General features: G+C 37.6%; 23 protein-coding genes and 1 pseudogene. 13 read left to right on the top strand and 11 right to left on the bottom strand.

Features of this window, described 5'->3' with window-relative positions:
* Positions 1-39 precede the first annotated feature (39 nt).
* From HUV91_RS00675 to HUV91_RS00640, 8 genes are all read left to right on the top strand, one after another.
* Complete coding sequence (locus tag HUV91_RS00675) at positions 40-459, top strand: hypothetical protein (protein ID WP_130074672.1); 420 nt, start codon at positions 40-42, stop codon at positions 457-459.
* A gap of 218 nt (positions 460-677) precedes the next feature.
* Positions 678-1,277 (top strand): 5-formyltetrahydrofolate cyclo-ligase, encoded by a 600-nt coding sequence (locus HUV91_RS00670; protein ID WP_130074671.1) that lies wholly within the window; start codon positions 678-680, stop codon positions 1,275-1,277.
* Between the two features lie 135 nt (positions 1,278-1,412).
* Complete coding sequence (gene lon, locus HUV91_RS00665; protein WP_174492198.1) at positions 1,413-3,842, top strand: endopeptidase La; 2,430 nt, start codon at positions 1,413-1,415, stop codon at positions 3,840-3,842.
* A 539-nt stretch (positions 3,843-4,381) separates the two neighbouring features.
* On the top strand, positions 4,382-4,864 hold the full coding sequence (rlmH, locus tag HUV91_RS00660) for a 23S rRNA (pseudouridine(1915)-N(3))-methyltransferase RlmH (RefSeq protein ID WP_130074669.1): 483 nt from the start codon (positions 4,382-4,384) through the stop codon (positions 4,862-4,864).
* A 122-nt stretch (positions 4,865-4,986) separates the two neighbouring features.
* Entirely contained in the window at positions 4,987-5,763 is a 777-nt protein-coding gene (locus tag HUV91_RS00655) for a DODA-type extradiol aromatic ring-opening family dioxygenase (protein ID WP_174492197.1), read from the top strand.
* Between the two features lie 158 nt (positions 5,764-5,921).
* On the top strand, positions 5,922-6,695 hold the full coding sequence (locus HUV91_RS00650) for an META and DUF4377 domain-containing protein (RefSeq protein ID WP_174492196.1): 774 nt from the start codon (positions 5,922-5,924) through the stop codon (positions 6,693-6,695).
* A 93-nt stretch (positions 6,696-6,788) separates the two neighbouring features.
* Positions 6,789-7,196: an META domain-containing protein gene (locus HUV91_RS00645; protein ID WP_174492195.1), complete on the top strand. Its 408-nt coding sequence runs from the start codon at positions 6,789-6,791 to the stop codon at positions 7,194-7,196.
* Between the two features lie 29 nt (positions 7,197-7,225).
* Positions 7,226-8,047, top strand: coding sequence for an META domain-containing protein (locus tag HUV91_RS00640; protein WP_174492194.1), 822 nt, complete (start codon positions 7,226-7,228; stop codon positions 8,045-8,047).
* Positions 8,048-8,122: 75 nt separating this feature from the next.
* On the opposite strand, the gene gdhA is transcribed toward HUV91_RS00640, so the two are convergent.
* Positions 8,123-9,466, bottom strand: coding sequence for an NADP-specific glutamate dehydrogenase (gene gdhA / locus HUV91_RS00635; RefSeq protein WP_174492193.1), 1,344 nt, complete (start codon positions 9,464-9,466; stop codon positions 8,123-8,125).
* Positions 9,467-9,791: 325 nt separating this feature from the next.
* Between gdhA and HUV91_RS00630 the strand changes: the two genes are divergently transcribed.
* Positions 9,792-10,586, top strand: a complete 795-nt coding sequence (locus tag HUV91_RS00630; protein ID WP_174492192.1) for an RnfABCDGE type electron transport complex subunit B — start codon at positions 9,792-9,794, stop codon at positions 10,584-10,586.
* A 2-nt stretch (positions 10,587-10,588) separates the two neighbouring features.
* Complete coding sequence (gene nth, locus HUV91_RS00625; RefSeq protein ID WP_130074662.1) at positions 10,589-11,272, top strand: endonuclease III; 684 nt, start codon at positions 10,589-10,591, stop codon at positions 11,270-11,272.
* Positions 11,273-11,316: 44 nt separating this feature from the next.
* Here nth and HUV91_RS00620 read toward each other — a convergent pair whose 3' ends face one another.
* The 6 genes from HUV91_RS00620 to HUV91_RS00595 form a co-directional block, all read right to left on the bottom strand.
* A complete protein-coding gene (locus HUV91_RS00620) occupies positions 11,317-11,883 on the bottom strand; it encodes a hypothetical protein (protein WP_174492191.1) in 567 nt (188 codons plus the stop codon).
* A 45-nt stretch (positions 11,884-11,928) separates the two neighbouring features.
* The gene (locus HUV91_RS00615; RefSeq protein ID WP_228721822.1) at positions 11,929-12,291 is read right to left on the bottom strand and encodes a hypothetical protein; all 363 of its coding nucleotides are present in this window, start codon (positions 12,289-12,291) and stop codon (positions 11,929-11,931) included.
* A gap of 15 nt (positions 12,292-12,306) precedes the next feature.
* On the bottom strand, positions 12,307-12,525 hold the full coding sequence (locus HUV91_RS00610) for a hypothetical protein (RefSeq protein WP_174493563.1): 219 nt from the start codon (positions 12,523-12,525) through the stop codon (positions 12,307-12,309).
* 90 nt (positions 12,526-12,615) lie between these two features.
* Positions 12,616-13,269 carry an adenylate kinase gene (gene adk / locus HUV91_RS00605; protein ID WP_217431183.1) on the bottom strand — a complete coding sequence of 218 codons (654 nt, stop codon included), beginning with the start codon at positions 13,267-13,269 and terminating at the stop codon, positions 12,616-12,618.
* A gap of 74 nt (positions 13,270-13,343) precedes the next feature.
* On the bottom strand, positions 13,344-14,660 hold the full coding sequence (locus HUV91_RS00600; protein ID WP_174492189.1) for a hypothetical protein: 1,317 nt from the start codon (positions 14,658-14,660) through the stop codon (positions 13,344-13,346).
* A 52-nt stretch (positions 14,661-14,712) separates the two neighbouring features.
* Complete coding sequence (locus HUV91_RS00595) at positions 14,713-15,231, bottom strand: hypothetical protein (protein WP_130074658.1); 519 nt, start codon at positions 15,229-15,231, stop codon at positions 14,713-14,715.
* Between the two features lie 281 nt (positions 15,232-15,512).
* Between HUV91_RS00595 and mrdA the strand changes: the two genes are divergently transcribed.
* Together mrdA and rsmD are read left to right on the top strand one after the other, a co-directional pair.
* Positions 15,513-17,558 (top strand): penicillin-binding protein 2, encoded by a 2,046-nt coding sequence (gene mrdA, locus HUV91_RS00590; RefSeq protein WP_174492188.1) that lies wholly within the window; start codon positions 15,513-15,515, stop codon positions 17,556-17,558.
* Positions 17,551-18,111 carry a 16S rRNA (guanine(966)-N(2))-methyltransferase RsmD gene (gene rsmD, locus HUV91_RS00585; RefSeq protein WP_265088096.1) on the top strand — a complete coding sequence of 187 codons (561 nt, stop codon included), beginning with the start codon at positions 17,551-17,553 and terminating at the stop codon, positions 18,109-18,111. The genes mrdA and rsmD overlap by 8 nt, the downstream gene beginning before the upstream one ends.
* A 41-nt stretch (positions 18,112-18,152) precedes the next feature.
* Here rsmD and HUV91_RS00580 read toward each other — a convergent pair whose 3' ends face one another.
* Positions 18,153-18,371 carry a hypothetical protein gene (locus HUV91_RS00580; RefSeq protein WP_174492187.1) on the bottom strand — a complete coding sequence of 73 codons (219 nt, stop codon included), beginning with the start codon at positions 18,369-18,371 and terminating at the stop codon, positions 18,153-18,155.
* Positions 18,372-18,595: 224 nt separating this feature from the next.
* Between HUV91_RS00580 and HUV91_RS00575 the strand changes: the two are divergent.
* Positions 18,596-19,323 (top strand): annotated as a pseudogene (locus tag HUV91_RS00575) (3-oxoacyl-ACP reductase).
* A gap of 99 nt (positions 19,324-19,422) precedes the next feature.
* Here HUV91_RS00575 and HUV91_RS00570 read toward each other — a convergent pair.
* From HUV91_RS00570 to sucC, 3 genes are all read right to left on the bottom strand, one after another.
* Positions 19,423-19,779, bottom strand: a complete 357-nt coding sequence (locus HUV91_RS00570; protein WP_130074654.1) for a hypothetical protein — start codon at positions 19,777-19,779, stop codon at positions 19,423-19,425.
* Positions 19,780-20,111: 332 nt separating this feature from the next.
* On the bottom strand, positions 20,112-21,002 hold the full coding sequence (gene sucD / locus HUV91_RS00565; RefSeq protein ID WP_130074653.1) for a succinate--CoA ligase subunit alpha: 891 nt from the start codon (positions 21,000-21,002) through the stop codon (positions 20,112-20,114).
* A 12-nt stretch (positions 21,003-21,014) separates the two neighbouring features.
* Positions 21,015-22,181: an ADP-forming succinate--CoA ligase subunit beta gene (gene sucC, locus HUV91_RS00560; protein WP_130074652.1), complete on the bottom strand. Its 1,167-nt coding sequence runs from the start codon at positions 22,179-22,181 to the stop codon at positions 21,015-21,017.
* Positions 22,182-22,267 lie beyond the last annotated feature (86 nt).

Genomic DNA, 22,267 nt, shown 5'->3' with positions numbered 1-22,267 from the left:
TAATCGTCGATATTTAAATTTTTCTAACAGGATACTACTATGCTTAAGAATGCCTTCATTTCCATTGCAGTGATTGCTTCTCTGTCTGCTTGCACACAATTAACAACTGTAAGCGAAAAGAACAAACCTAAAAATTTATTATTTATAAACAAAGAATTAAATACAAAACCCATCCATGTTCAACGTGATGAAAAATTATGTGATGAAGAAAAAGAGAACAATAAAGATTGTCCAATTAAGTTCTATATTGATGATTTTAAAGCGGGTGATTTCTATATCAACAATACAACGACTTACTATTTAAAACCAAATGAATATGTACTATCTGTTAAAAACTGCAAAGAAGAATGTAAAACATATCACACAAAACTTGTTATTAATGATCAGTTTCAAAGTGTAAATATTATATTATCTTTAGATAATGAAGACCGCCCTTTCATTATTAATAAAAAATCATAATATTAAAAATTAAACCCAATTTAAATGAAAATTGGGTTTAAATTAAAACCAACTACTTTAGTATAATTAGTTTCTCTAAATAATATTAAAAATAATTAGAATAATTACTTTAAAATAAACAACAATAGAATAAAAACTCCATTTCATTATTTAGACTTTATTTTAAACATTTTAATCTGCTATTATTTAGTGATGTAATTAACACTTATTTAACTATTATGTCTAATCAAAACCAAATTCTGCGTAAGGATTTAAGAACAAAACGCCGAAAAATTTCTATGTTAGAACAAAAACATAGTGAAAACTTTACATTACAACGCCTGATTAAAAATCCTAAATTTAAAACAGCCCACAATATCGGTATTTATCTACATAGTTTTGGTGAGTTACATACTGGAAAAATGATTGAATATTGTTTTAAACATCACAAAAATGTGTATTTACCGCTCATTTGTAACATGAATAAAACCTTGCGTTGGGTTAAAATTTCACATCAACAATATAGAAATAAACGGTTTGTATTACATAAACTCGGCATGTTACAACCCATGGCAAGTCGCGCTTCGCATGTTTCACATTTAGATGTATTGCTCATGCCGTTATTAGCATGTGATGCAGTTGGAATACGTATGGGGATGGGCGGTGGTTTTTATGATCGGACTTTGGCCTCAGCACCATTTAAACCCTATCGTTTAGGACTTGCACATGATTTTCAATTTTTACAGCAAAGGTTGCAAAAAAATCCTTGGGATCAACCCCTTCATGCACTGATTACACCCACAAAATTTGTCCGTTTTCAGTGTCAAATCAGTCAATAGCATCTATTATGATTTATTTATAAACAAATACTTGGCATTTTTTATGCAAATTATTTTTTAAAGCCCTTGTAATTTTTAAAATACCCATCACTATAAAAAACATGGCAACACCGTTGTCACTCATTAGGAGTGCCCATGTCTGAGATTATTATGAATCAAGAAAACTTAGAGCCACAGGTTCCAAGTGTATTACCGCTTTTAGCGTTACGTGATGTTGTGGTCTATCCACACATGCAAATTGCGCTATTTGTAGGTCGTGAAAAATCGATCAATGCAGTTGATGTGGCTCGTAACAGTGACAATTTAGTATTTGTAGTTGCGCAAAAAGATTCGCTTACAGAAGAAATTGATCACGACAATTTATATCAATATGGTACTGTCGCTAAGATTGTACAAGTTGTGAATCACGAAAATGATGAAAACTGTATAAAAGTATTAATTGAAGGTTTACATCGTTCTAAACTGGTACAAATCATCGAAAATGATGAGTATTTATCAGCAGAGCATGCTTTAAGCCCAATGACAGTATCCATTGATGAAGATACGCAAAAAACACGTGTTGAAGAATTACGTGCCTTATTTGCTCAATATGCAGAAGCAAAATTACGTAATGCACGTGAATTGATTACAGCGGCGAATAAAATTGATGATTTATTGCAATTATTATTTTTTGTCGCAACACGTGTACCTTTGAATATCGATATTAAACAAAAATTCTTAGAGCACGATGAGTTTGAAGCACATTTACAAGAACTCATGACTTATTTGCTACAACAATCTGAAGAACAACAGATTGAGCAAACATTGCATGATTCTGTAAAACGCCAAATGGAAAAGAATCAACGTGAATACTTTCTCAATGAAAAGATGAAAGTCATTCAACGCGAACTTTCTGACATGAATGGTGGTGCTGAAGATGACGTTGCTGAAATTGAAAAACGTCTTACGGAAGCAGATTTACCTGAACATGTTCGTAAAAAAGCGGAAGCAGAGTTCCGTAAACTGAAAGCAATGCAACCTGCTTCAAGTGAAGCAGCAGTGGTTCGTAACTATATTGAGGCGATTTTAGATACACCTTGGAATAAAGCGAGCAAAGTCAGCATTAACTTGGCAAAAGCACAAGAAATTTTAGATACAGATCATTATGGCTTAGATGATGTCAAAGATCGTATTGTGGAATATCTTGCAGTGCAATCACGTGTGAAAAAGCTTCGTGGCCCGATTCTTTGCTTAGTTGGTCCTCCAGGTGTGGGTAAAACTTCTCTTGGTGAATCCGTTGCAAAAGCAACAGGTCGTGAATTTGTTCGTATGGCTTTAGGTGGTGTACGTGACGAGGCGGAAATCCGTGGACACCGTCGTACTTATATTGGTGCGATGCCAGGTAAAATTGTGCAGTCTTTAACTAAAGTCGGCGTAAAGAATCCATTATTCTTACTCGATGAAATTGACAAGATGGCACAAGACTACCGTGGTGATCCAGCTTCGGCATTGCTTGAAGTGCTTGACCCATCTCAAAACAGTAAGTTTAATGATCATTACCTCGATCTTGATCTCGACTTATCTGAAGTGATGTTTATCTGTACTGCAAACAGTATGAATATTCCTGAAGCATTGCTTGACCGTATGGAAGTGATTCGTCTCCCAGGTTATACCGAAGACGAAAAAATCAATATTGCAGAACGCTATCTTGTTCCGAAAGCAATCAAGAACAATGGCTTACGTGCTAAAGAATTGACTGTTCATGAAGAAGCAATTCGTGACATCGTACAACGTTATACGCGTGAAGCAGGCGTTCGTAATCTCGAACGTGAAGTGTCCAAAATTGCACGTAAAGTAGTGAAGGAAGCAGTAAGTAAGAAATCTAAAAACTTACAAGTGGATGTCACTTCAGCAAATCTTCCTGAATACTTAGGTCCGCATAAGTTTGACTTCGGTATGGCTGAAGAAGAAGCTCAAGTCGGCCGTGTTAATGGTTTGGCGTGGACTTCAGTCGGTGGTGAATTGTTAACGATTGAAGTTGCAGCGGTCAAAGGTAAAGGTAAATTCATTACAACGGGTTCACTCGGTGATGTGATGAAAGAATCGATTACTGCAGCAATGACCGTGGTTCGTACCCGTGCCGATGAATTGGGTATTGAAGCTTCTCGTTTTGAAGAAACCGATGTACACGTTCATTTACCTGAAGGTGCAACACCAAAAGATGGTCCTTCGGCCGGTTTAGCCCTGACGACTGCGCTTGTGTCTGCATTCACAGGTATTGCAATTCGTCCTGATATTGCCATGACAGGTGAAACCAGTTTAGGCGGTCGTGCAATGCGTATTGGTGGCTTAAAAGAGAAACTTTTAGCTGCACATCGTGGTGGCGTGAAACTCGTGTTTATTCCACAGGAAAATGTACGTGATTTGGCAGAAATTCCAGACAACGTCAAAGAAGGCTTAGAAATTAAAGCTGTAAAATCAATCGATGAAATTTTACCTTTGGCTTTGGTTGAAATGCCAAAACCTTTAGTTAAAGCACCGATTGTCAAAGCAGTGGATGACGGCAAAAAAGCAGCTCGTCATTAATTTAAAAAGAAAATGAAAGAGAGCGCTACGGCGCTCTTTTTTATTGTACCTAAAATATATGATTTTCAATTAGATAAGTAAAAATTAAAAATAATGCAATTATTTTAAGGATTGTTAAAATTTTTGAATATATTTGCTTGAAATAACAACAATTTCCCTCATAATAAAATGTATAGATACGATCCTACATCCAAAGATCGTTTCGTTAACATCAATTGAATCTCCAGATAGATTGATGTTAAAACGCAGTCCTAACGGCTTTAGGACTGCGCTTTTTATTCAACCATCATGATGATTACTGCGTAAATATAATTACAAATAATTAATTTATTAAAAATTTATTTTATCGTTGATATATAACATCTTATATTGTGTAATCACCTTTATTTTGCAATAGAAAAATTCCATAGCTCTACTTTGCTATAACAATCCACTGGATATTATTTTTAGCTTTGCTGCTGGTAAATTTCACCCCAAATCTAAGAACATTAAAATATCGGGTTATAATATCGATCTATACATGTCACGATTAGTTTTATATGAAAATCCGCATTCTGACCATCGGTCAAAAAATGCCTGCTTGGGTATTGACTGGCTTTGAAGATTATTTCAAACGTATTCAACCTTTTGTACAAACTCAAATCATTGAACTTCCGATGGCCAAACGAGCTAAAAATGACTCTGAAGCAGATATTTTAAAATATCGTAATCTTGAGGGTGATAGTATTTTGACTCAGTTAAAACAAAATGAAGTACTCATTGCTTTGGAAGTCGGTGGACGTGAATTTAGCACAGAAAAGCTTGCTGAAACCATGAAAACATGGATGCTTGAAGGCAATGATGTTGCCCTTGCAATTGGTGGACCAGATGGACATTCTGAAGCGGTACGTAAAGCGGCTGCATGGCATTGGTCATTGTCTAAATTAACTTTACCGCATCCTATGGTACGTGTCATGCTCATTGAGCAACTCTATAGAGCGATGAGTATCAATAACAACCATCCTTATCATCGTGCTGGCTAAACAAGATAGGATGCCACATAAGTCGTTCTACATTTAGAACAATATGTTGAAATAATTCATCTTTCCATCCGCACATTTTTTTGGCATCCTCTTCATTTACATTCAACATAGGTGAATCTCAAATGAATTTACAAACACTTCCAGGTTTATTTATTTCACATGGTTCACCAATGTTAGCACTGAATCCTGAACAAGTGGGACCAGCCCTCTATCGCTTAAGTCTTAATTTACCCAAACCTCAAGCTATTGTAGTCATGTCAGCACATTGGGAGAGTCAGGCACTAGAAGTCAGTACAGGGGTACGTCCTGAAACGTGGCATGATTTCCGTGGTTTTCCACCTGAATTGTATGAAATACGCTACCCTGCGCCTGGAAATCCTGAATTAGCTGAAGAAATTTTGCATTTACTTGCTGAGGCACATCTACCTGCACATGCCAACAGTACACGTCCACGTGACCACGGCGTATGGATGCCTTTACTGCACATGTATCCTGATGCTGATATTCCTGTGGTTGAAATCTCGCTACCGATGAGTATGAATGCGGATGAGATTTATAAAATTGGACAAGCCTTAGCGCCACTACGTGAAAAGCAAATCTTACTGATTGGTTCAGGCAGTATTACCCATAATTTACGTGAATTATCTTGGAATAGTGACAATCAAAATGTGCCTGAATGGGCATCTACATTCCGTAATTATGTCGTTAATAAACTCACTCATAATGACTACGATGCTGTACTAGATTGGTCAAATATACCTTTTGTTCAACGTAATCATCCTACAATTGAACATTTCGCACCGCTGTTTTTTGCCATGGGCACAGGTACGCGATTTAGTGTCGTACATAGTAGTTTTTCTATGGGTGCGCTCGGTATGGACATATATCGTTTTGATTAATATTTAATGTGAATACATAAAATATTTTCATCAATTAACAAATATAAATTCATGGATACATTTTGAAACCTAAAATCTCCGAATGTATCCATTGTTTTGCAAGTTAAATCAGTTATGCTTTCTACTATCATTTAAATCAAATACTTGCAGATCATATTATGAAATTACGTTATCTTGCACTTGCCCTATTTCCTTTAACCTTAGCTGCATGTCAATCAAGCGATATTCAAAAAGTTGGAGATTTAGCAGTGTCAGTGTTACAACAACAAAATGCAGATAAAATTTTACCAGCTTATCAATGGTCAGTAGATACTGGCGCAGCTAAACCATTGGTCTTGAATTTTGCTCAAGATGGCAGCTTAGGTATTTCTACGAGTTGTAACTCTATGTCTACGAGCTGGAAAATTGAAAACAATCAAATTGTTAGCACTAATGTAGCATCTACGCTTATGGCATGTCCAGGTGATGCAGCAAAACAAGAAGGTCTTGCTGCAAGCTTGTTTGAAAAAGGTAAAACTGCTTTTGTATTAAACACAAGTAATCCACAAAACCCAACGTTAACCCTGACATCTGCTAAAGGTGAAAAAGTAGTATTTACAGGTCAATTAACACCTGAAACCAAATATAACACGCAAGGTGAAACGATCTTTTTAGAAATCAGCCCTGAAACAAAACAATGTACAGGTGTTGCACCGCAAACGTGTTTACAAGTACGCGAAATTAAATATGCTGACAATGGAGTCAAAAGCCAAGTCGACAAAGATTGGACTTTATTCTATGACAAAATTGAAGGTTTTACCCATACGCCAAATGAGCGTCAAGTGGTACGCATTAAACGTTATGAAATTAAAAACCCTGCGGCTGATCAATCTAAATATGCTTATGTACAAGACATGATCATTGAACGTGAAGCAGTTAAAGGTTCTCTTTAATTTCTTATATATCAAAATAACTTTTTTAAAACCGATGTTTAGGCATCGGTTTTTTTAATCCTTTTCAATAATTCCAATATGTGTGATTAGAACATGAAAACTAAAATAATGATGCTTGTCCTATTCTGTACGGCTTGTACTGAAAAACCGCGATCTACACAAGAAACTCAAAAGCTACTTGGTCAATATACATGGGCATATACACCACCCAACAGTAACATTCCGATTGAACTGACGTTTAGCAATGATCATCTCAATGCATATACGTCCTGTAACGCTATGGGCGGGTCTTATAAAATTATTGAACAGAAAATAATCACACCTTTATTTTATGGTGATGCCCAAGCATGTACACCCAATATCATGCAACAGGAACACTTTATTCGTATGTTTTTTTGCAAGCTGTACCCTTTCAAATTAAATATGCTTCAAGTCAACACCCCAAACTTATTTTCCAAAAAGACCAACAAGAGTATATATTTATCGGTACAAAAATTTTGAGTAAAAATAAAAACCCCCATGGAGAATAAATGATGAAAATCGTGCCATTATTGTTTTTCTGTGCATTATTATCTGTTTCAGCTTGTCAAAATTCCCCCACTCAAAATCAATCTCTAAACCTTACTGCTCCGCTATCCACACAGCAATTCACTGATGCCTTAACACAATATACATGGGGCTATACTCCACCAAACAGCTCAGTGCCTATTCTGGTTAATATTTCAACTCAAGGTACTCAAATCTATAGCGGTTGTAATCAAATCTCAAAAATGCATGTACTCAATGGCAAGCACCTCAAAGCAAATCCTGTTCAGGTACAAACTTTGATGGGCTGTGGTGCACTAGAGCATCAAGAACAGTTAGCGACTCAAATTTTCACGGATGCACATTTAGACATTCAAACACATGCCAAAGACCAAAAAAAGCTGAATGTTTCGTTAAAAAATGGCGCTATATATACCTTTCAGGCACTTCCTTCTATTTCTGATCTCCCCCATTATGATGCTGAATTATTGAAAAAATTTACATGGCAACATCAAACTGATGAACCAAGCCTTGACCAAATTCAACCCTTACTTATCAATTTCACAGCCGATCATATGCTGTTTTATGCAGGGTGTAATCGTCAAAGTCAAAACTATATACTTGAAAATAAGACGATCATTCCAAAAGGTAACTTGAGAAGCCAAGTGAAATTTTGTGGCAATAGACAACATGAGCGGCAGATTGCTCAAAGTATGTCAAAGCCAATGAGTATCAGGTTTGACTTTTCAACGGCTTTACCCAAATTAATTTTAGAGTCCAAATATCAACCCACTATGATTTTTCAAGCCATTAAAAATAAGACCTGACATTAACCTGATGCAAAGCCATAAAAAAACCGATGCAAAAGCATCGGTTTTTAGATTTATTCAAAGTTTTAAAGCTTAGAATACACCTTGCGCTAACATTGCATCAGCCACTTTTACAAAGCCTGCAATGTTCGCACCGTTTACGTAGTTCACAGTACCATCTTCTTCGGTACCGTATTTCACGCAGTTGCGGTGAATTTCTTTCATGATCGCATGCAAACGCTCATCAACTTCTTCAAATGTCCAACCCAAACGGATTGCATTTTGTGACATTTCAAGACCAGAAGTCGCTACACCACCTGCATTTGATGCTTTACCTGGTGCATAAAGAATTTTCGCTTCGACGAATTTTTCTACAGCTTCAAGTGTAGAAGGCATGTTTGCACCCTCAGCAACACAGATCACACCATTGGCAAGCAATGTTGCTGCATCTTCTTCATTTAGCTCATTTTGAGTTGCGCATGGCAACGCAATGTCACACTTGATTGACCAAGGGCGTTGACCTTCAAGGTATTCAAAGCCATGTTTAGACGCAAATTCAGAGATACGACCACGTTTTACGTTTTTGAGTTCCATCACTTCACATAAAAGCTCTGTTGTGAAACCATCTTTCACATAAACCGTACCGTTAGAGTCAGAAAGTGAAACCACTTTTGCACCCAAATACATTGCTTTTTCAGCAGCATATTGTGCAACGTTACCAGAACCAGAAATGGTGACAATTTTACCTTTAAAACTGTCGCTACGTGTTTTGAGCATTTCTTCTGCAAAATACACTGTACCAAAACCTGTTGCTTCAGGACGGGCCAATGAACCACCGAAAGATAAACCTTTACCCGTGAATACGCATGAAGTGTCATTGCTGAGCTTCTTCATCATACCCGCCATATAACCGACTTCACGACCACCCACACCGATATCGCCCGCTGGAATATCTGTGTTTGAACCGAGATGGCGATATAGCTCAACCATTAAAGCTTGGCAGAAACGCATAATTTCGCCTTCTGACTTACCTTTCGGATTGAAGTCAGAACCACCTTTACCACCGCCCATTGGCAATGTTGTCAACGCATTTTTAAAAGTTTGCTCAAAACCTAAGAATTTTAAAATTGAAAGGTTTACAGATGGGTGAAAGCGCATGCCACCCTTAAATGGTCCAATCGCAGAGTTATACTGAACACGGAAAGCACGATTGACTTGAGTTTGACCTTGGTCATCTATCCAAGAAACGCGGAATTGAATAGCACGTTCAGGCTCTACAAGACGCTCAAGCAAACCATAATCTGCATATTGTGGATTTTTTTCAATAAATGGCCATAAGCTGGTCATTACTTCTTCTACAGCTTGCAGAAATTCTGGTTGATTTGGATCACGTGCTTTAACGTAATTTAGGAAGTCATTCAGGCTAGTATATTTCAACGCTCAATCCTCAGCAAAAGGGGTGAATCAAAATTGGTCAAATTTTTCAAAAGAATGATATATTTTGGCGCAAAGTATTTAATCTCTTTTGTTAACAATCTACAACACTTTTTCCAATGTTTTTTTAAATAATTATTAAATTCAATGTGATAATTTCTAATTAATAAAAAAATTTATGTCTATTCAGTCTTATTTTTAATAAATTACTTAGGTGTTTTTGCCCACATTCAGCGCACTTTTTGTACCATTTTGGATCAAGTGCAAAATCTTCAGAATATGCTAAAATTCAAAAACCTAACTGGCACCTTGTTATATTTTTAAGCACATGACTCCTTCTATTTCCCTTATACAGCAGATTGATGCCCTTTTACCTCAAACGCAATGCGGTTTATGTGGACATCGAGATGGTTGTTTACCTTACGCTAAATCAATTGCTGAGGGAGAAGATGCTAACAAATGTGTACCTGGTGGTCAGCCTGTTGCGGATGCCTTGGCTGCTTTATTGTCCCGTCCAAAATTAGTGGCTGAACCGAGTGTGTGGGAGATCCAAAGTGATGGGCGTCCACAACGGATGAAAGCGATTATTCGTGAAGATGAATGTATCGGTTGTACCAAATGTATCAGTGCATGCCCTGTCGATGCGATCATTGGCTCTGGAAAGCTGATGCACACGATTTTGACAGACTTATGTACAGGCTGTGAACTATGCATTCCTCCATGCCCTGTGGACTGTATTGATTTGGTTGAAGACACGCAAAGTATTCCTACAGCGTCACAGCGTCTTGATGAACAAGCCGATCTCAGACAACGGTATTATGCCCATATTCAACGTGAAGAAAATCGTCGTATTCACCGTAAAGGGCCTGTCGTACGTGCTGAAATAGATACAGAGTTATTCGCTCAATATACTGAACAAAATCAGCAACTCACTGCAATTGAAGTCATTGAAAAATCAGAACAACCTAAATTAATCCTTGATGCAAAAAGCACCATTGAACTGGCAAAGATTCGCACACAAATTAAAAAATTAGAAAAGCAACTTTCCGTACGTCCTGATGCAAACAAACAGCAGCAACTCGAGGCACTTTTACAGCAATTATCTGATGTGCAAGGAGAATGATCATGGCTGTAAAGAATATGACCAAAAAGCAAATTCAGACGTTCTTTGAGCGTTTACGTGAACAACGACCTCATCCTGAAACTGAGTTAAATTACTCCTCGCCATTTGAACTTTTAGTCGCGGTAACCTTATCTGCACAAGCGACTGATGTCAGTGTCAATAAAGCCACAGACAAGCTTTTTGCAGTAGCAAATACCCCTGAAAAAATCTATGCACTCGGTGTAGATGGTTTAAAAGAGTATATAAAAACTATTGGTTTATATAATTCCAAAGCAGAAAATGTCATTAAAGCTTGTAAAATGTTGATCGAACTCCATAACAGCCAAGTCCCTGACAACCGTAAAGATTTGGAAGCTTTGCCTGGTGTTGGACGTAAGACAGCGAATGTCGTATTGAATACAGCTTTTGGGCAGCCAACCATGGCAGTAGATACCCATATTTTCCGCGTAGGTAACCGTACTGGCTTAGCGGTTGGAAAAGATGTACTTGAAGTTGAACAACGCTTAATCAAAGTCATTCCCAAAGAATTTATTTTAGACTCGCATCATTGGTTGATTTTACATGGCCGTTATTGTTGTATTGCACGTAAACCTAAATGTGCTGAATGCATTGTGTCGGATGTATGTAATTGGCCTGATAAATATGAGTTTGGTGCAATTAAAGAAATTAAGGTGAAAAACCTCTAAAATCAGACTTCACCTATTTATAATGAAGTCTGAAATATACTGTCTTATTTTAAATGCAGTGCTACATCTTTTGCTACTTGTACCGCTATATCATCCCATGCACTATCTAAGAGCCCTGTTTGAGATGATCCCCCAATTTTAGGATCTTTTAAATTAGAGACAAACTTACTTGTCCATTTATTCCCTTTAAATTCAAAGGTTGCAGTTAAAGTTACATTTGCAACATCAATCGCAGGTGTTACATTAAAAAATCCTGCAGAATACTCAAACCCAGATCGAGCATTATCGACATTAATTACCAAGGGTTGCCCTTCTAGGGAAATCGTTGCTACTTGAGAAATTGCCTCCTCAATTCTACTTGACAAGGCAACACCAGTTGGAATACGAGTTCTTGACCCACCCCCTACAAATCCATCTGCCCCCTGAATATCGATACGTTTAGGAAATGTTTCAGGATTCCATTTAATAAAAATTTTTTCATCAGTTTTAGAAAATGCAGATAACTGTGATACTGATGAATAATTTAAACGATTATTAAAGGGTAAATTAACTGCACACCCAGTCATCGCAAACGAAATTGCAATAACAGCTAAAAAAGTTAGTTTTTTCATAATGCCCCCATTTTAAATTAATAAATAATACACCTAAATTTATTTTTATTTTATAACCACGAGTGTATATTCTTTACGAAAATGAATATTCCCACCATACGTATTTCGAGTTTCTCCTTCTAAAACAAATCGATATGTCCCTAGTTGAGTGGGTATACCTTTGATTTTAATTACATGATCATGATAAGGACGCTGCCCCATTCCTGTATAAATCTTTAATCCAGAATTTATAGGAATAGAGGTATCCACAAATAAACCATCGATCAAGGTCACTTTTTCAATCTCAATTTTCGCATCGTAATCTTGCCCCACGATAGCATGAGGCAAAACGTTCGGTGTAATCTCAATCTCTTGACTACACGCCATTAACAACAAACTTAATGATAAGCATAGCGCTTGTATCTTCATGAAACTCCAAAGCGATTATTTATTTTTATTTTCCAAATCTTTTTTCATTTGTTCTAGTCTTTTCCACTCTTCAGCCACTTGAGGATGCATTTGGTAATCGCCTGATTTACGCATTTCACGACGTTCTGCAAGTTCCTCTTTTTGTGTTTTACGCAAAAGTTTGAAACTGATCATCAATAAACTCAACACCACCACGACACTTAAAATAACCAAGGCAATTAATGCAATTTTGATCAAAATATATTCCTTAGCCATAAAAAAAGAGCCCTAATATGAATCAGGACTCTTTTTTTGTCAAAGTTTTAACAACTTTGATCAATGGTTTTATTTATCTAAAATTGCAAATAAATCTTTCTGAACAACTTCGATCTCACGTAAACCATCTAACTTGTCATAAGTTGGTGCATTTTCACCTGAAGCAGCACGACCTTGATAGAAACCAACAAGTTGTTCAGTTTCTGTATGATAAGATCCTAAACGTTTACGAATCGTATCTTCTTGGTCATCTGGACGTTGAATAAGGTCTTCACCCGTTTCATCATCTTTACCTTCCACTTTTGGTGGATTGTAAATCGTATGGTAAACACGACCAGAAGCCGCATGCTGACGACGACCAGAAAGGCGTTTTACAATTTCTTCATCAGGCACATCGATTTCAATCACGTGATCAATTGCAATGCCTTCTTTTTCCAAAGCTTCAGCTTGCGGAATCGTACGTGGGAAACCATCAAAGATACAGCCATTAACACAGTCTGGCTGTGCAATACGTTCTTTTACTAAACCAATGATGAGTTCATCTGATACTAAACCACCAGACTCCATCACACTTTTAGCTTTAAGACCTAATTCAGTACCTTCACGAATTGCAGCACGGAGCATATCACCGGTTGAAATTTGTGGGATATTGTAGCGCTTACAGATCAACTGAGCTTGAGTACCTTTGCCTGCTCCAGGTGGTCCGAGTAGGATAATGCGCATAAAAAACATCCTCTTTTAAAACAATATGTATAATACCTTGGTGTTCTCATCTAATGAGAAGCACTGGCATCTATTTATAAGAAAGCAACAAACAAATGGATTAGACCTGCCAAAAATCCAGTGACCCCACCCAATACAATCAAAAGCCATTCGTCTTCCCTAAAAGCAGGACGTAATAGATTTTGGAACTCTGTTGGTGTCAGTTCACGGATACGCTCTCGAAACATTTGAAAGATTTTCTGTGCACGGCTCGCATTAAAGACTGGGTCGCTTACAGGCACCATCGTAATTTCAATGGAACGATCAATCAAGTCTGTTTTTAGTTTAGCATATTCCGACGGACCAATAGAAAGTTGTAATGCAGTTCGTATTAATGGCGTTTCCATAATACTATTTACATGGCGCTTAATAATACGGCGTGTCTTGTCTTTTTTTGGTCCATACATCATTTCGGTCATGATCGATTTTAACGTAATCAAATCTTCTGTCACAACACTTGCGAAAACATCCGAAACCTCATCTTGACGTTTCATGAATGCGCCTTGTACATTATATGTACCAATACGTGGAATAACGGGTTTAATCCATGGAAATTTTCGATCTTTTGTACGTTCAAAAAATTGAGGATAACGCACATAATGTGGATAAACTGGATTAAAGACCATCCAAATAGCAATCCAGTTGGTTAAAAAGCCCCAAATCGCGGCAAATATGGGCACAGTGCGATGATCAGGAATTAAGATATAAACCGCCATTTGGAATATACCAAAGAATGTTCCAATCAATGCGCTAATATGCCAAATAAAGTTAATTTCTTTTTGACCCACTTTTAAGAACATACGTACCATTAAACGGCGGTCACCTTCCATCTGGCGTACAACCATTTCTTTCATGTTCACCAATGACTCAACATTCATGGTTAACTCTGTCACCAACCCTTTTAAGATCTCAGGCATTTGTTGGTGTGCTTGCGCATAAATACGGCGCTTAATGGAATACGGTAGGTTTTCCCAAAGTACAGCATTACGATCCATCATCACTTCATCAATGAGATGTTCGAGTTCAAAACCCACTTGTTCACCAATGATACGTGCCATGTCTTCAGGTTCCATGGCATTTAAAAACTCATTGAGCGAACCTAATTTAGATAAGGTGTTATCTGTAATAATACCTGAAATACGTCCCGCTTTACGAGGCACAATCCCTTGCCAACCCACAGGCAGAGGACCTATATGAAAACCCCAAAACTTGATTGGGTAAAACACCATTTTTAGTGCCATCCACACATGGATCCAAGTCACAAAAGCTGTCACTGGCACAATACTTAATATTGCAAGATGATCAGGTCGACTAAAAAAAGTGTGCCACAAATCGCTAACGTATTCCAACATGCATGACTCTCATATTTATTTCTATTTGCGGTCTAAACGGCGACATATAAACTTAAAGCCCAAAACTTAAAGTATAAGCAAATTGCAGTTGTGGTCTGGTTTCTTCAATCATTTTGCCACGACTGTCATGTATTTCACTTCCAGCGCCCACACCAACACTAAATGTACTGATGCGTTCTTTATTCAATAAAACATAAGCTAAGTCTACACCTGCGCCATATTGAATCTCATCTTTATTATCAACTTTTTTACTTTTTAATGAACCACCATAAACACCGACATAAAAGCCATTTTTGTCCACCCCATTTAAAAATGCAGGATAACGAAAACCGACTTGCCCAGCAAATTCATGGTCATTGTTTACAAAAGCACCGACTTTCGCATAGGCGATTCCGTATGGATTTACCCATTCACCATTAAAATGAGCAATTTTTTGCGTCAGACCTGCACCAACATTAAATGTTGCAGCATCTGTATTTTGTAATTTTGCTTCTGGTAAGTAATCTTGCCATGCTGCATGGGTCACATTCCCTAATCCTAATAATAATATTAAGGGAAAGCTTTTTTTCATTATTTTCTCCATTGTCCCTAATCTGAGGTCAAACCAGATCTTCCATATTTTTCTGACTTTAACAGAATTATGAATCAACTCATATACAAAACACTAGAAATTTAGTGTCGCTAGGGTCAACAGCGGACAACTAAAATATTGTGTTCGATCTGAATGAAGAGATGCATTTTTACAGATTTTTATGTAGTTTCAAAACGATTATTACCATTCTCTACCTAATTCTAAGGTAAAATAGCTGCCCGCACTCTGCCCCCCTATTTGCCAAGTAAGTCGATGTCTATATGAAACAGCAGTTTCCCTTAAAGAATGTTCAACAAGAAAAACGCATCTTCCGAAGCCGCATTTTCTTTTCTATTGGCATTGTTTCATTTTTTCTTCTATTACTTGTCTCACGTTATGCGTATTTGCAAATTTTTCATCACCAAGAATTTAGTGAAGCTTCCGATAAAAACCGTATTCGCTTACAACCCATTGCGCCTGCACGTGGTTATATTTATGACCGCAATGGTATTTTACTTGCCGATAATTATCCTGTTTTTACAGCAACACTAAGTAAATCTGATGTTGAAGATATTGATGATACGGTTAAACGCCTCACTCCCATTCTAAATTTAAACGAAGAGGATATTGAGCGTTTTTCAAGCCGAATTAAAACATCAAAGAAAACCGAACGTGTCACACTCAAGCTAAACCTCACTGAAACCGATATTGCACGATTCAGTGAAGTCAAGTTTCAGTTTCCTGGTGTCGATATTGAAACGCAAATGACACGTTATTATCCACATGGTGAATTATTTGCACATGTGATCGGTTATGTAGGACGTATTAACGATAAAGAACTCAAAGAAATTGATAAAGACAGTTATGCCGGAACCAACTTAATCGGTAAAATTGGGGTTGAAAAATCTTATGAAGATTTACTCCATGGTAGCCCTGGTTATGAATCCATTGAAGCAGATGCTCATGGTAATGTCTTACGTCATTTAGGTCGTAAAGAATCAACGCGTGGTAATGATTTATTTTTATCCTTAGATTATGGCTTACAAACTGTCGCCGCTGAACAACTCGCAGGTCGCCGTGGTGCAATTGTTGCAATTGATCCACGCACGGGTGAAATTTTAGCATTAGTCTCTAGCCCAAGTTTTAATCCAAATCTATTCGTCACAGGCATTGGACACACAGACTATAGTGCTTTACGTGATAATTTAGACCAACCGCTTTATAACCGTGCTGTACAAGGAAGCTATCCACCCGGCTCTACCATTAAACCTATGGAAGCTTTAGGTGGTATTCACTATAAAACTGTAGATTGGTCAACTGCAATTTCTGACCCTGGTTATTTCCATTTACCTGGCGATTCGCATAAGTTCCGTGACTGGAAAAAAACAGGTCATGGTAGTGTCAATATGCACAAATCGATCGTGGTCTCTTGTGATACTTATTTTTATATTCTTGCCCATCAAATGGGTATTGATAAGATGAATGCATGGATGCGTCAATTTGGCTTTGGTGAAAAAACTGGCGTTGATCTCCCGAGTGAAAGTACAGGTCTATATCCAAGCCCTGAATGGAAAATGCGTACACGTAAAACCAAATGGCTCAAAGGTGAAACTATTTCTGTGAGTATCGGTCAAGGTGCATTTACCGCAACGCCGTTGCAATTAGCAATGGCAACAGCAATTACTGCAAACCATGGTGCCCATGTTATTCCCCATGTATTACGTGAGTCTAAAGGTGCAAAAGTACATAAAGTCCTCAATGCACCTACAGGTAAAATCAATTTTAGTGGTACGGATGCCGACTGGGTAAAAATGCGTGATGCTATGGTAGACGTAATTCAGTCAGGTACGGGGCGTGGTATTCGTACACCAATGTATCAAATTGCAGGTAAAACAGGGACAGCGCAGGTCAAAAGTATTGCGCAAGGAAAACGTTATAATGAAGCATTATTAACTGAGCGACAACTTGACCATGGTTTATTTGTTGGTTTTGCACCTGCAGAAAATCCTGAAATTGCGATTGCGGTGATTTGGGAAAATGGTCGTCACGGTGGTTCTGCTGCACAACTTGCACGCCCTGTATTCGACTATTGGTTACTCACACGCAATAAAAAACCAATTGTCCCACTCAATCATCAAATCAGTGGAGGTCTAATGACGGCAGGGATTAAACCTGGTGAATTACCAAGTGGCGATGTTGCATTATCTGCAGATCCAAATGCCGTGCCAAATACAACCTCAGGTCAAGCGACTACACATTCTCGTCAAACCCAGACCAATCAAGCTCGACCTGCACCTGAACAACATGGAACAGAACTCAGTGACTAAAGTAAAAAATCAACTTCGAATTATTGGTGGTGAATGGAAACGTCGAGTTTTACCATTTGCTGACATCGACGGTTTACGCCCAACACCTGATCGTGTACGCGAAACTTTGTTTAACTGGTTGATGTGGGATATTCAAAATGCAAAAGTACTTGATCTCTGTGCAGGTTCAGGTGCCTTAAGCTTTGAAGCATTGTCTCGTGGTGCTCGACATGTCATTATGGTTGAACCCAATTTACAACAAGTAAAGTTTTTAAAAGAAAACATTCATCTTTTAAAAGCTGAAAACTGCCAGATCAAAGCCCAAACAGCACAACAAGCCATGGCGAGTTTGGATGAAAAATTTGATTTGGTGTTTCTCGATCCACCTTATAGTTTAGATCTGTGGACCGAACTTGCTGAAAAAGTCGATATCTTACTTGCCCCCAAAGCAATGATTTATGTTGAAGCAGATCGAGCTTTAAATACTTTAAAGCTACCCGCACATTGGCAGTTAATTAAACAAAGTAAAGCAGGCGTGGTTCAAGCAGGTCTATTCCAAAAAAATGAGGTATAAAAAGCAGAGCATCACAGCCCAGCCTGTAAAATCTTTCTCATTTAACGATGATTATATCCATCTCTATGATTTGGAAAATGATTTTCATGCGCTCGGTTCGGACGATCTTTATCCCATTTTGGACGGTCACGGTCAGTATTCCAATGTGGACGATCTCGGTCATAACCTGAATGATGACGTCCACCATCATCATATGGTGCAACAATACATCCTGTCAAAGATACACCAAGTAATCCAACCACTATCATTTGCTTGATCATCACTTTTCTCACTTAATTTATTTTGTCTCATGACAAAATAACGTGAAGTTATGTAGAGCCACTGAATATCACGTTTTATCTTGTAGAAAAATGCACATTATTTTTTCACATTTCAGGCTTTGAGTTGATATTTGCTTAGTTTTTTAAGATCAAGTTTCCCACTCAATATTGGCTTTAAAATCCCGTATGATGTTATCTATTATTTTCTTTCAAAGAGAGCCCTTATGAAAATTTGCGATCAGATTGTTTTGGTCACAGGTGGTGCACACGTGGACTTAGTTTAGCCACCACCCATAGTTTATTAGCATAAGGCATGCGTGTTGTCGTAAATTATTAGAAAAGTACAGAAAGTAGCATTCAAATTAAGCCAAGAATTTCCTCAGCACGTTTTTTATTTATGAATCAGATGTGACTGATCCTGAACAGGTGCACAATATGTTTGCATAAACCAACCGCCATTTCGGGCAAGCAATTACCTCTGTGATCAACAATGCTTTGTTAAATTTCCAATTTAATGGAGATGAAAGATCCAAAGTTGAAACTCTGCGCTGGCAAAGCATGCAACAACAAATTGAAATCGCATTAAAAGCAACGTTAAATACCACACAGGCCGCTTTAGATGATATGAAAAAAGACCATTTTGGCCGTATTGTGAATATAGGAACAAATCTCGTGCAAAACCCTGTCGTGCCTTATCATGACTACACAGCAGCAAAAGCAGCCCTATTGGCATACACGTACCACCGCACAGGATTTGGGGCAATATGGGATTAATGTCAATATGCTTTCAGGTGCTTTACTCAGAAAAACTGATGTAAGCGGCACAACACCAAACTTTGTCTTTGACTTAATTGCTGATTTAAAACCACTGAAGGAATTGACAACGCCCGAACAATTTGCAGATGTCATTTTATTTTTCTTATTACCTTGGTCTAGAGCACTAACAGGGTAAAATTTAATCGCAGATGGCGGTTTAGTCAAAGGTTAATATTCTATATTTTCCTAGAGATCCTCATTTCAACCACCTATTCTACAGGTAGCAATAGGGATTTTATAAAGCTTTGACCCAATATAAGCGCACCATCTGTCCTCGATCATAAGGAAAACTAGACAAATATTCATAACCTAAACGATTATTTTTATTTATTTTAAACTCCATACCATAACCTACTGAAATATTTAAACCTTGTACCTCTTGTTGCACAGACTGCCCTGCACTCACCCGATTTTTAAAATCATCCGTAGTAAATGCAGTGTAATTAAAAATTTTAAAATACTCATCTTCATAAAATTGATTACTTAAAACCGAGTATTTCTTTAACTCCTGTTCATGTTCTTCTGCTAATTTCTTTTGTTCCTGATTTAAATCAGCATTGGCAATGTTCGTTGCAGTTTCTAGATCAGTCATTTGCGTTCTTTTTTGTTTCAATTGTTTAAAAAAATCATATTTATAGAATGGCTTAGGTTTAATTGAAGAATTATTTTCGAGCCGTTTATTTGAAGGGGTTAGAGTAATATCGGCATATGTATCGTATCCTATACACATCAACAAGATACTGCATAATATTTTTAGGTTCATGCGCCATCCATAACCAATAAAACTAGTTTGTTATTCTTTTCAAACTATAACATTCTTGAAAAATCTAGATGTATTTTTTAATCAGTTTTCTATAAAAAAGAGAGAGCATTATGCCCTCTCCTCTCTAAGGTTTATTTTTAAACATCCAAATTATTTTTGGATTAAGCTAAACCTTTGTCTTTTAATAATTGCAACATGGTTGAACCAAGTTCGGCAGGGCTACGTGTATATGCCATACCCGCTTTTTCAAATGCTGCAAACTTCTCTTCAGCTGTACCTTTACCACCTGAAATAATTGCACCTGCATGCCCCATACGCTTCCCTTTCGGAGCAGTCACACCTGCAATATACCCCACAACAGGCTTTGTTACATTTGATTTGATATATTCAGCGGCTTCTTCTTCCGCAGTTCCACCAATTTCACCAATCATAATGATTGCTTCAGTTTGTGGGTCTTCTTGGAACAATTTTAAACAATCAATTTGGTTCATACCTGGAATTGGATCACCACCAATCCCAATACATGTCGATTGACCTAGACCAAGTTTTGTTGTTTGTGCAACCGCTTCGTAAGTCAATGTACCTGAACGTGAAATCACCCCAATTTTACCTGCTTGATGAATATGTCCTGGCATAATTCCAATTTTACATTCACCCGGAGTGATGATCCCCGGACAGTTAGGACCAATTAAGCGTGCATTGTTGCCATACGTTTCAAGATAACGTTTTGCTTTTAGCATGTCTAAAGTCGGTACACCTTCGGTAATGACAACGATCAACTCCAAACCAGCATCAATTGATTCAATAATTGAATCTAATACAAATGGTGCAGGGACATAGATTGAGGTTGCTGTTGCACCTGTTTCTTTCACTGCTTCATTCATTGTATTGAAAACAGGTAAGTTTAAGTGAGTTGTCCCACCTTTACCCGGCGTTACCCCGCCGACTACTTTTGTACCATACGCAATCGACTGCTCAGAATGAAATGTTCCATTTTTACCTGTGAAACCTTGTACCAATACTTTGGTGTCTTTATTTACTAATACGCTCATGATTGATACTCCTTACGCTTTCACTGCAGCAACAACTTTTTCTGCAGCATCGGCAAGACCTGTCGCAGAAATTAATTTTAAACCCGATTCATCAAGTAATTTTGCACCTAACTCTGCGTTATTCCCTTCCAAGCGAACAACCACAGGCACAGTCACATTTACTTCTTGAACTGCTGCAATAATTGCTTCAGCAATCATGTCACAACGTACTATTCCACCAAAAATATTAATCAACACAGCTTGAACAGATGTATCTGAAAGAATAATTTTAAACGCTTCAATAACACGGTCTTTGGTCGCACCACCACCAACGTCTAAGAAGTTTGCAGGCTGACCACCATACAATTTAATAATATCCATGGTTGCCATCGCTAGACCTGCACCATTCACCATACAACCAATGTTACCTTCAAGTGCAACATAGTTCAGATCAAATTCAGATGCTTTCAACTCACGCTCATTTTCCTGAGATTTATCACGCATTGCTGCGATTTCAGGTAAACGATACAGCGCATTTGAGTCAATGCCAATTTTTGCATCGACACAAAGAATTTCACCATTTTCACGTACTGAAAGTGGATTGATTTCAAACAAAGCAAAGTCATTATCAATAAAGGCTTGGTAAGCACCTGTCATAATGGTCACAAATTGGCTCACTTGTTTGTCTTTTAAACCTAATTTAAACGCCACTTCACGCGCTTGGAAGGGTAATAAACCCACCAATGGATCTACTTCAATTTTAAATATTTTTTCAGGTGTTTCTTCGGCAACTTTTTCAATTTCCACACCACCTTCAGTCGATGCCATAAACGTTACACGACGACTTGAACGATCAACCACTGCGCCTAAATATAATTCACGTTCTACAGGATAAACATCTTCACAAACTAAAATGCTATTTACAGGTTGACCATTGGCATCTGTTTGATAGGTAACTAAATTCGTACCCAATAAACTTTTAGCATAGTCTGCCGCTTCTTCGGCAGATTTTACAACTTTTACACCACCTGCTTTACCACGACCACCTGCGTGAACTTGTGCTTTCATGACAGCAAATTTGCCATCAATTTGTTCAAATGCTTTTGATGCTTCTTCAGGGCTTGTAATTAAGATGCCTTCTTGCACTGGCATACCATATTTTTTTAACAGCGTTTTCGATTGATATTCATGTAGATTCATTTTTTACCTTTTACTACTTTTCACGTTGTTATTACCACCAATATTCAAACTTCCATCGCATTAAACATTGGCATTTATTAAAATTT

This window comes from Acinetobacter sp. Marseille-Q1623, assembly GCF_902809895.1.
GTDB classification, from domain to species: Bacteria; Pseudomonadota; Gammaproteobacteria; order Pseudomonadales; family Moraxellaceae; genus Acinetobacter; species Acinetobacter piscicola_A.
The sequence above is the reverse complement of the archived record's forward strand: the minus strand, read 5'-3'. Positions and strand labels throughout refer to the sequence as shown.

What these genes read in the sequence shown, in the direction of transcription:
- HUV91_RS00675 (WP_130074672.1), top strand. Translation starts at nt 40, where the DNA reads ATGCTTAAGAATGCCTTCATTTCCATTGCAGTGATTGCTTCTCTGTCT.
- HUV91_RS00670 (WP_130074671.1), top strand. Translation starts at nt 678, where the DNA reads ATGTCTAATCAAAACCAAATTCTGCGTAAGGATTTAAGAACAAAACGC.
- lon (WP_174492198.1), top strand. Translation starts at nt 1,413, where the DNA reads ATGTCTGAGATTATTATGAATCAAGAAAACTTAGAGCCACAGGTTCCA.
- rlmH (WP_130074669.1), top strand. Translation starts at nt 4,382, where the DNA reads ATGAAAATCCGCATTCTGACCATCGGTCAAAAAATGCCTGCTTGGGTA.
- HUV91_RS00655 (WP_174492197.1), top strand. Translation starts at nt 4,987, where the DNA reads ATGAATTTACAAACACTTCCAGGTTTATTTATTTCACATGGTTCACCA.
- HUV91_RS00650 (WP_174492196.1), top strand. Translation starts at nt 5,922, where the DNA reads ATGAAATTACGTTATCTTGCACTTGCCCTATTTCCTTTAACCTTAGCT.
- HUV91_RS00645 (WP_174492195.1), top strand. Translation starts at nt 6,789, where the DNA reads ATGAAAACTAAAATAATGATGCTTGTCCTATTCTGTACGGCTTGTACT.
- HUV91_RS00640 (WP_174492194.1), top strand. Translation starts at nt 7,226, where the DNA reads ATGATGAAAATCGTGCCATTATTGTTTTTCTGTGCATTATTATCTGTT.
- HUV91_RS00630 (WP_174492192.1), top strand. Translation starts at nt 9,792, where the DNA reads ATGACTCCTTCTATTTCCCTTATACAGCAGATTGATGCCCTTTTACCT.
- nth (WP_130074662.1), top strand. Translation starts at nt 10,589, where the DNA reads ATGGCTGTAAAGAATATGACCAAAAAGCAAATTCAGACGTTCTTTGAG.
- HUV91_RS00620 (WP_174492191.1), bottom strand. Translation starts at nt 11,883, where the DNA reads ATGAAAAAACTAACTTTTTTAGCTGTTATTGCAATTTCGTTTGCGATG.
- HUV91_RS00615 (WP_228721822.1), bottom strand. Translation starts at nt 12,291, where the DNA reads ATGAAGATACAAGCGCTATGCTTATCATTAAGTTTGTTGTTAATGGCG.
- adk (WP_217431183.1), bottom strand. Translation starts at nt 13,269, where the DNA reads ATGCGCATTATCCTACTCGGACCACCTGGAGCAGGCAAAGGTACTCAA.
- HUV91_RS00600 (WP_174492189.1), bottom strand. Translation starts at nt 14,660, where the DNA reads ATGTTGGAATACGTTAGCGATTTGTGGCACACTTTTTTTAGTCGACCT.
- HUV91_RS00595 (WP_130074658.1), bottom strand. Translation starts at nt 15,231, where the DNA reads ATGAAAAAAAGCTTTCCCTTAATATTATTATTAGGATTAGGGAATGTG.
- mrdA (WP_174492188.1), top strand. Translation starts at nt 15,513, where the DNA reads ATGAAACAGCAGTTTCCCTTAAAGAATGTTCAACAAGAAAAACGCATC.
- HUV91_RS00580 (WP_174492187.1), bottom strand. Translation starts at nt 18,371, where the DNA reads ATGATCAAGCAAATGATAGTGGTTGGATTACTTGGTGTATCTTTGACA.
- HUV91_RS00570 (WP_130074654.1), bottom strand. Translation starts at nt 19,779, where the DNA reads ATGACTGATCTAGAAACTGCAACGAACATTGCCAATGCTGATTTAAAT.
- sucD (WP_130074653.1), bottom strand. Translation starts at nt 21,002, where the DNA reads ATGAGCGTATTAGTAAATAAAGACACCAAAGTATTGGTACAAGGTTTC.
- sucC (WP_130074652.1), bottom strand. Translation starts at nt 22,181, where the DNA reads ATGAATCTACATGAATATCAATCGAAAACGCTGTTAAAAAAATATGGT.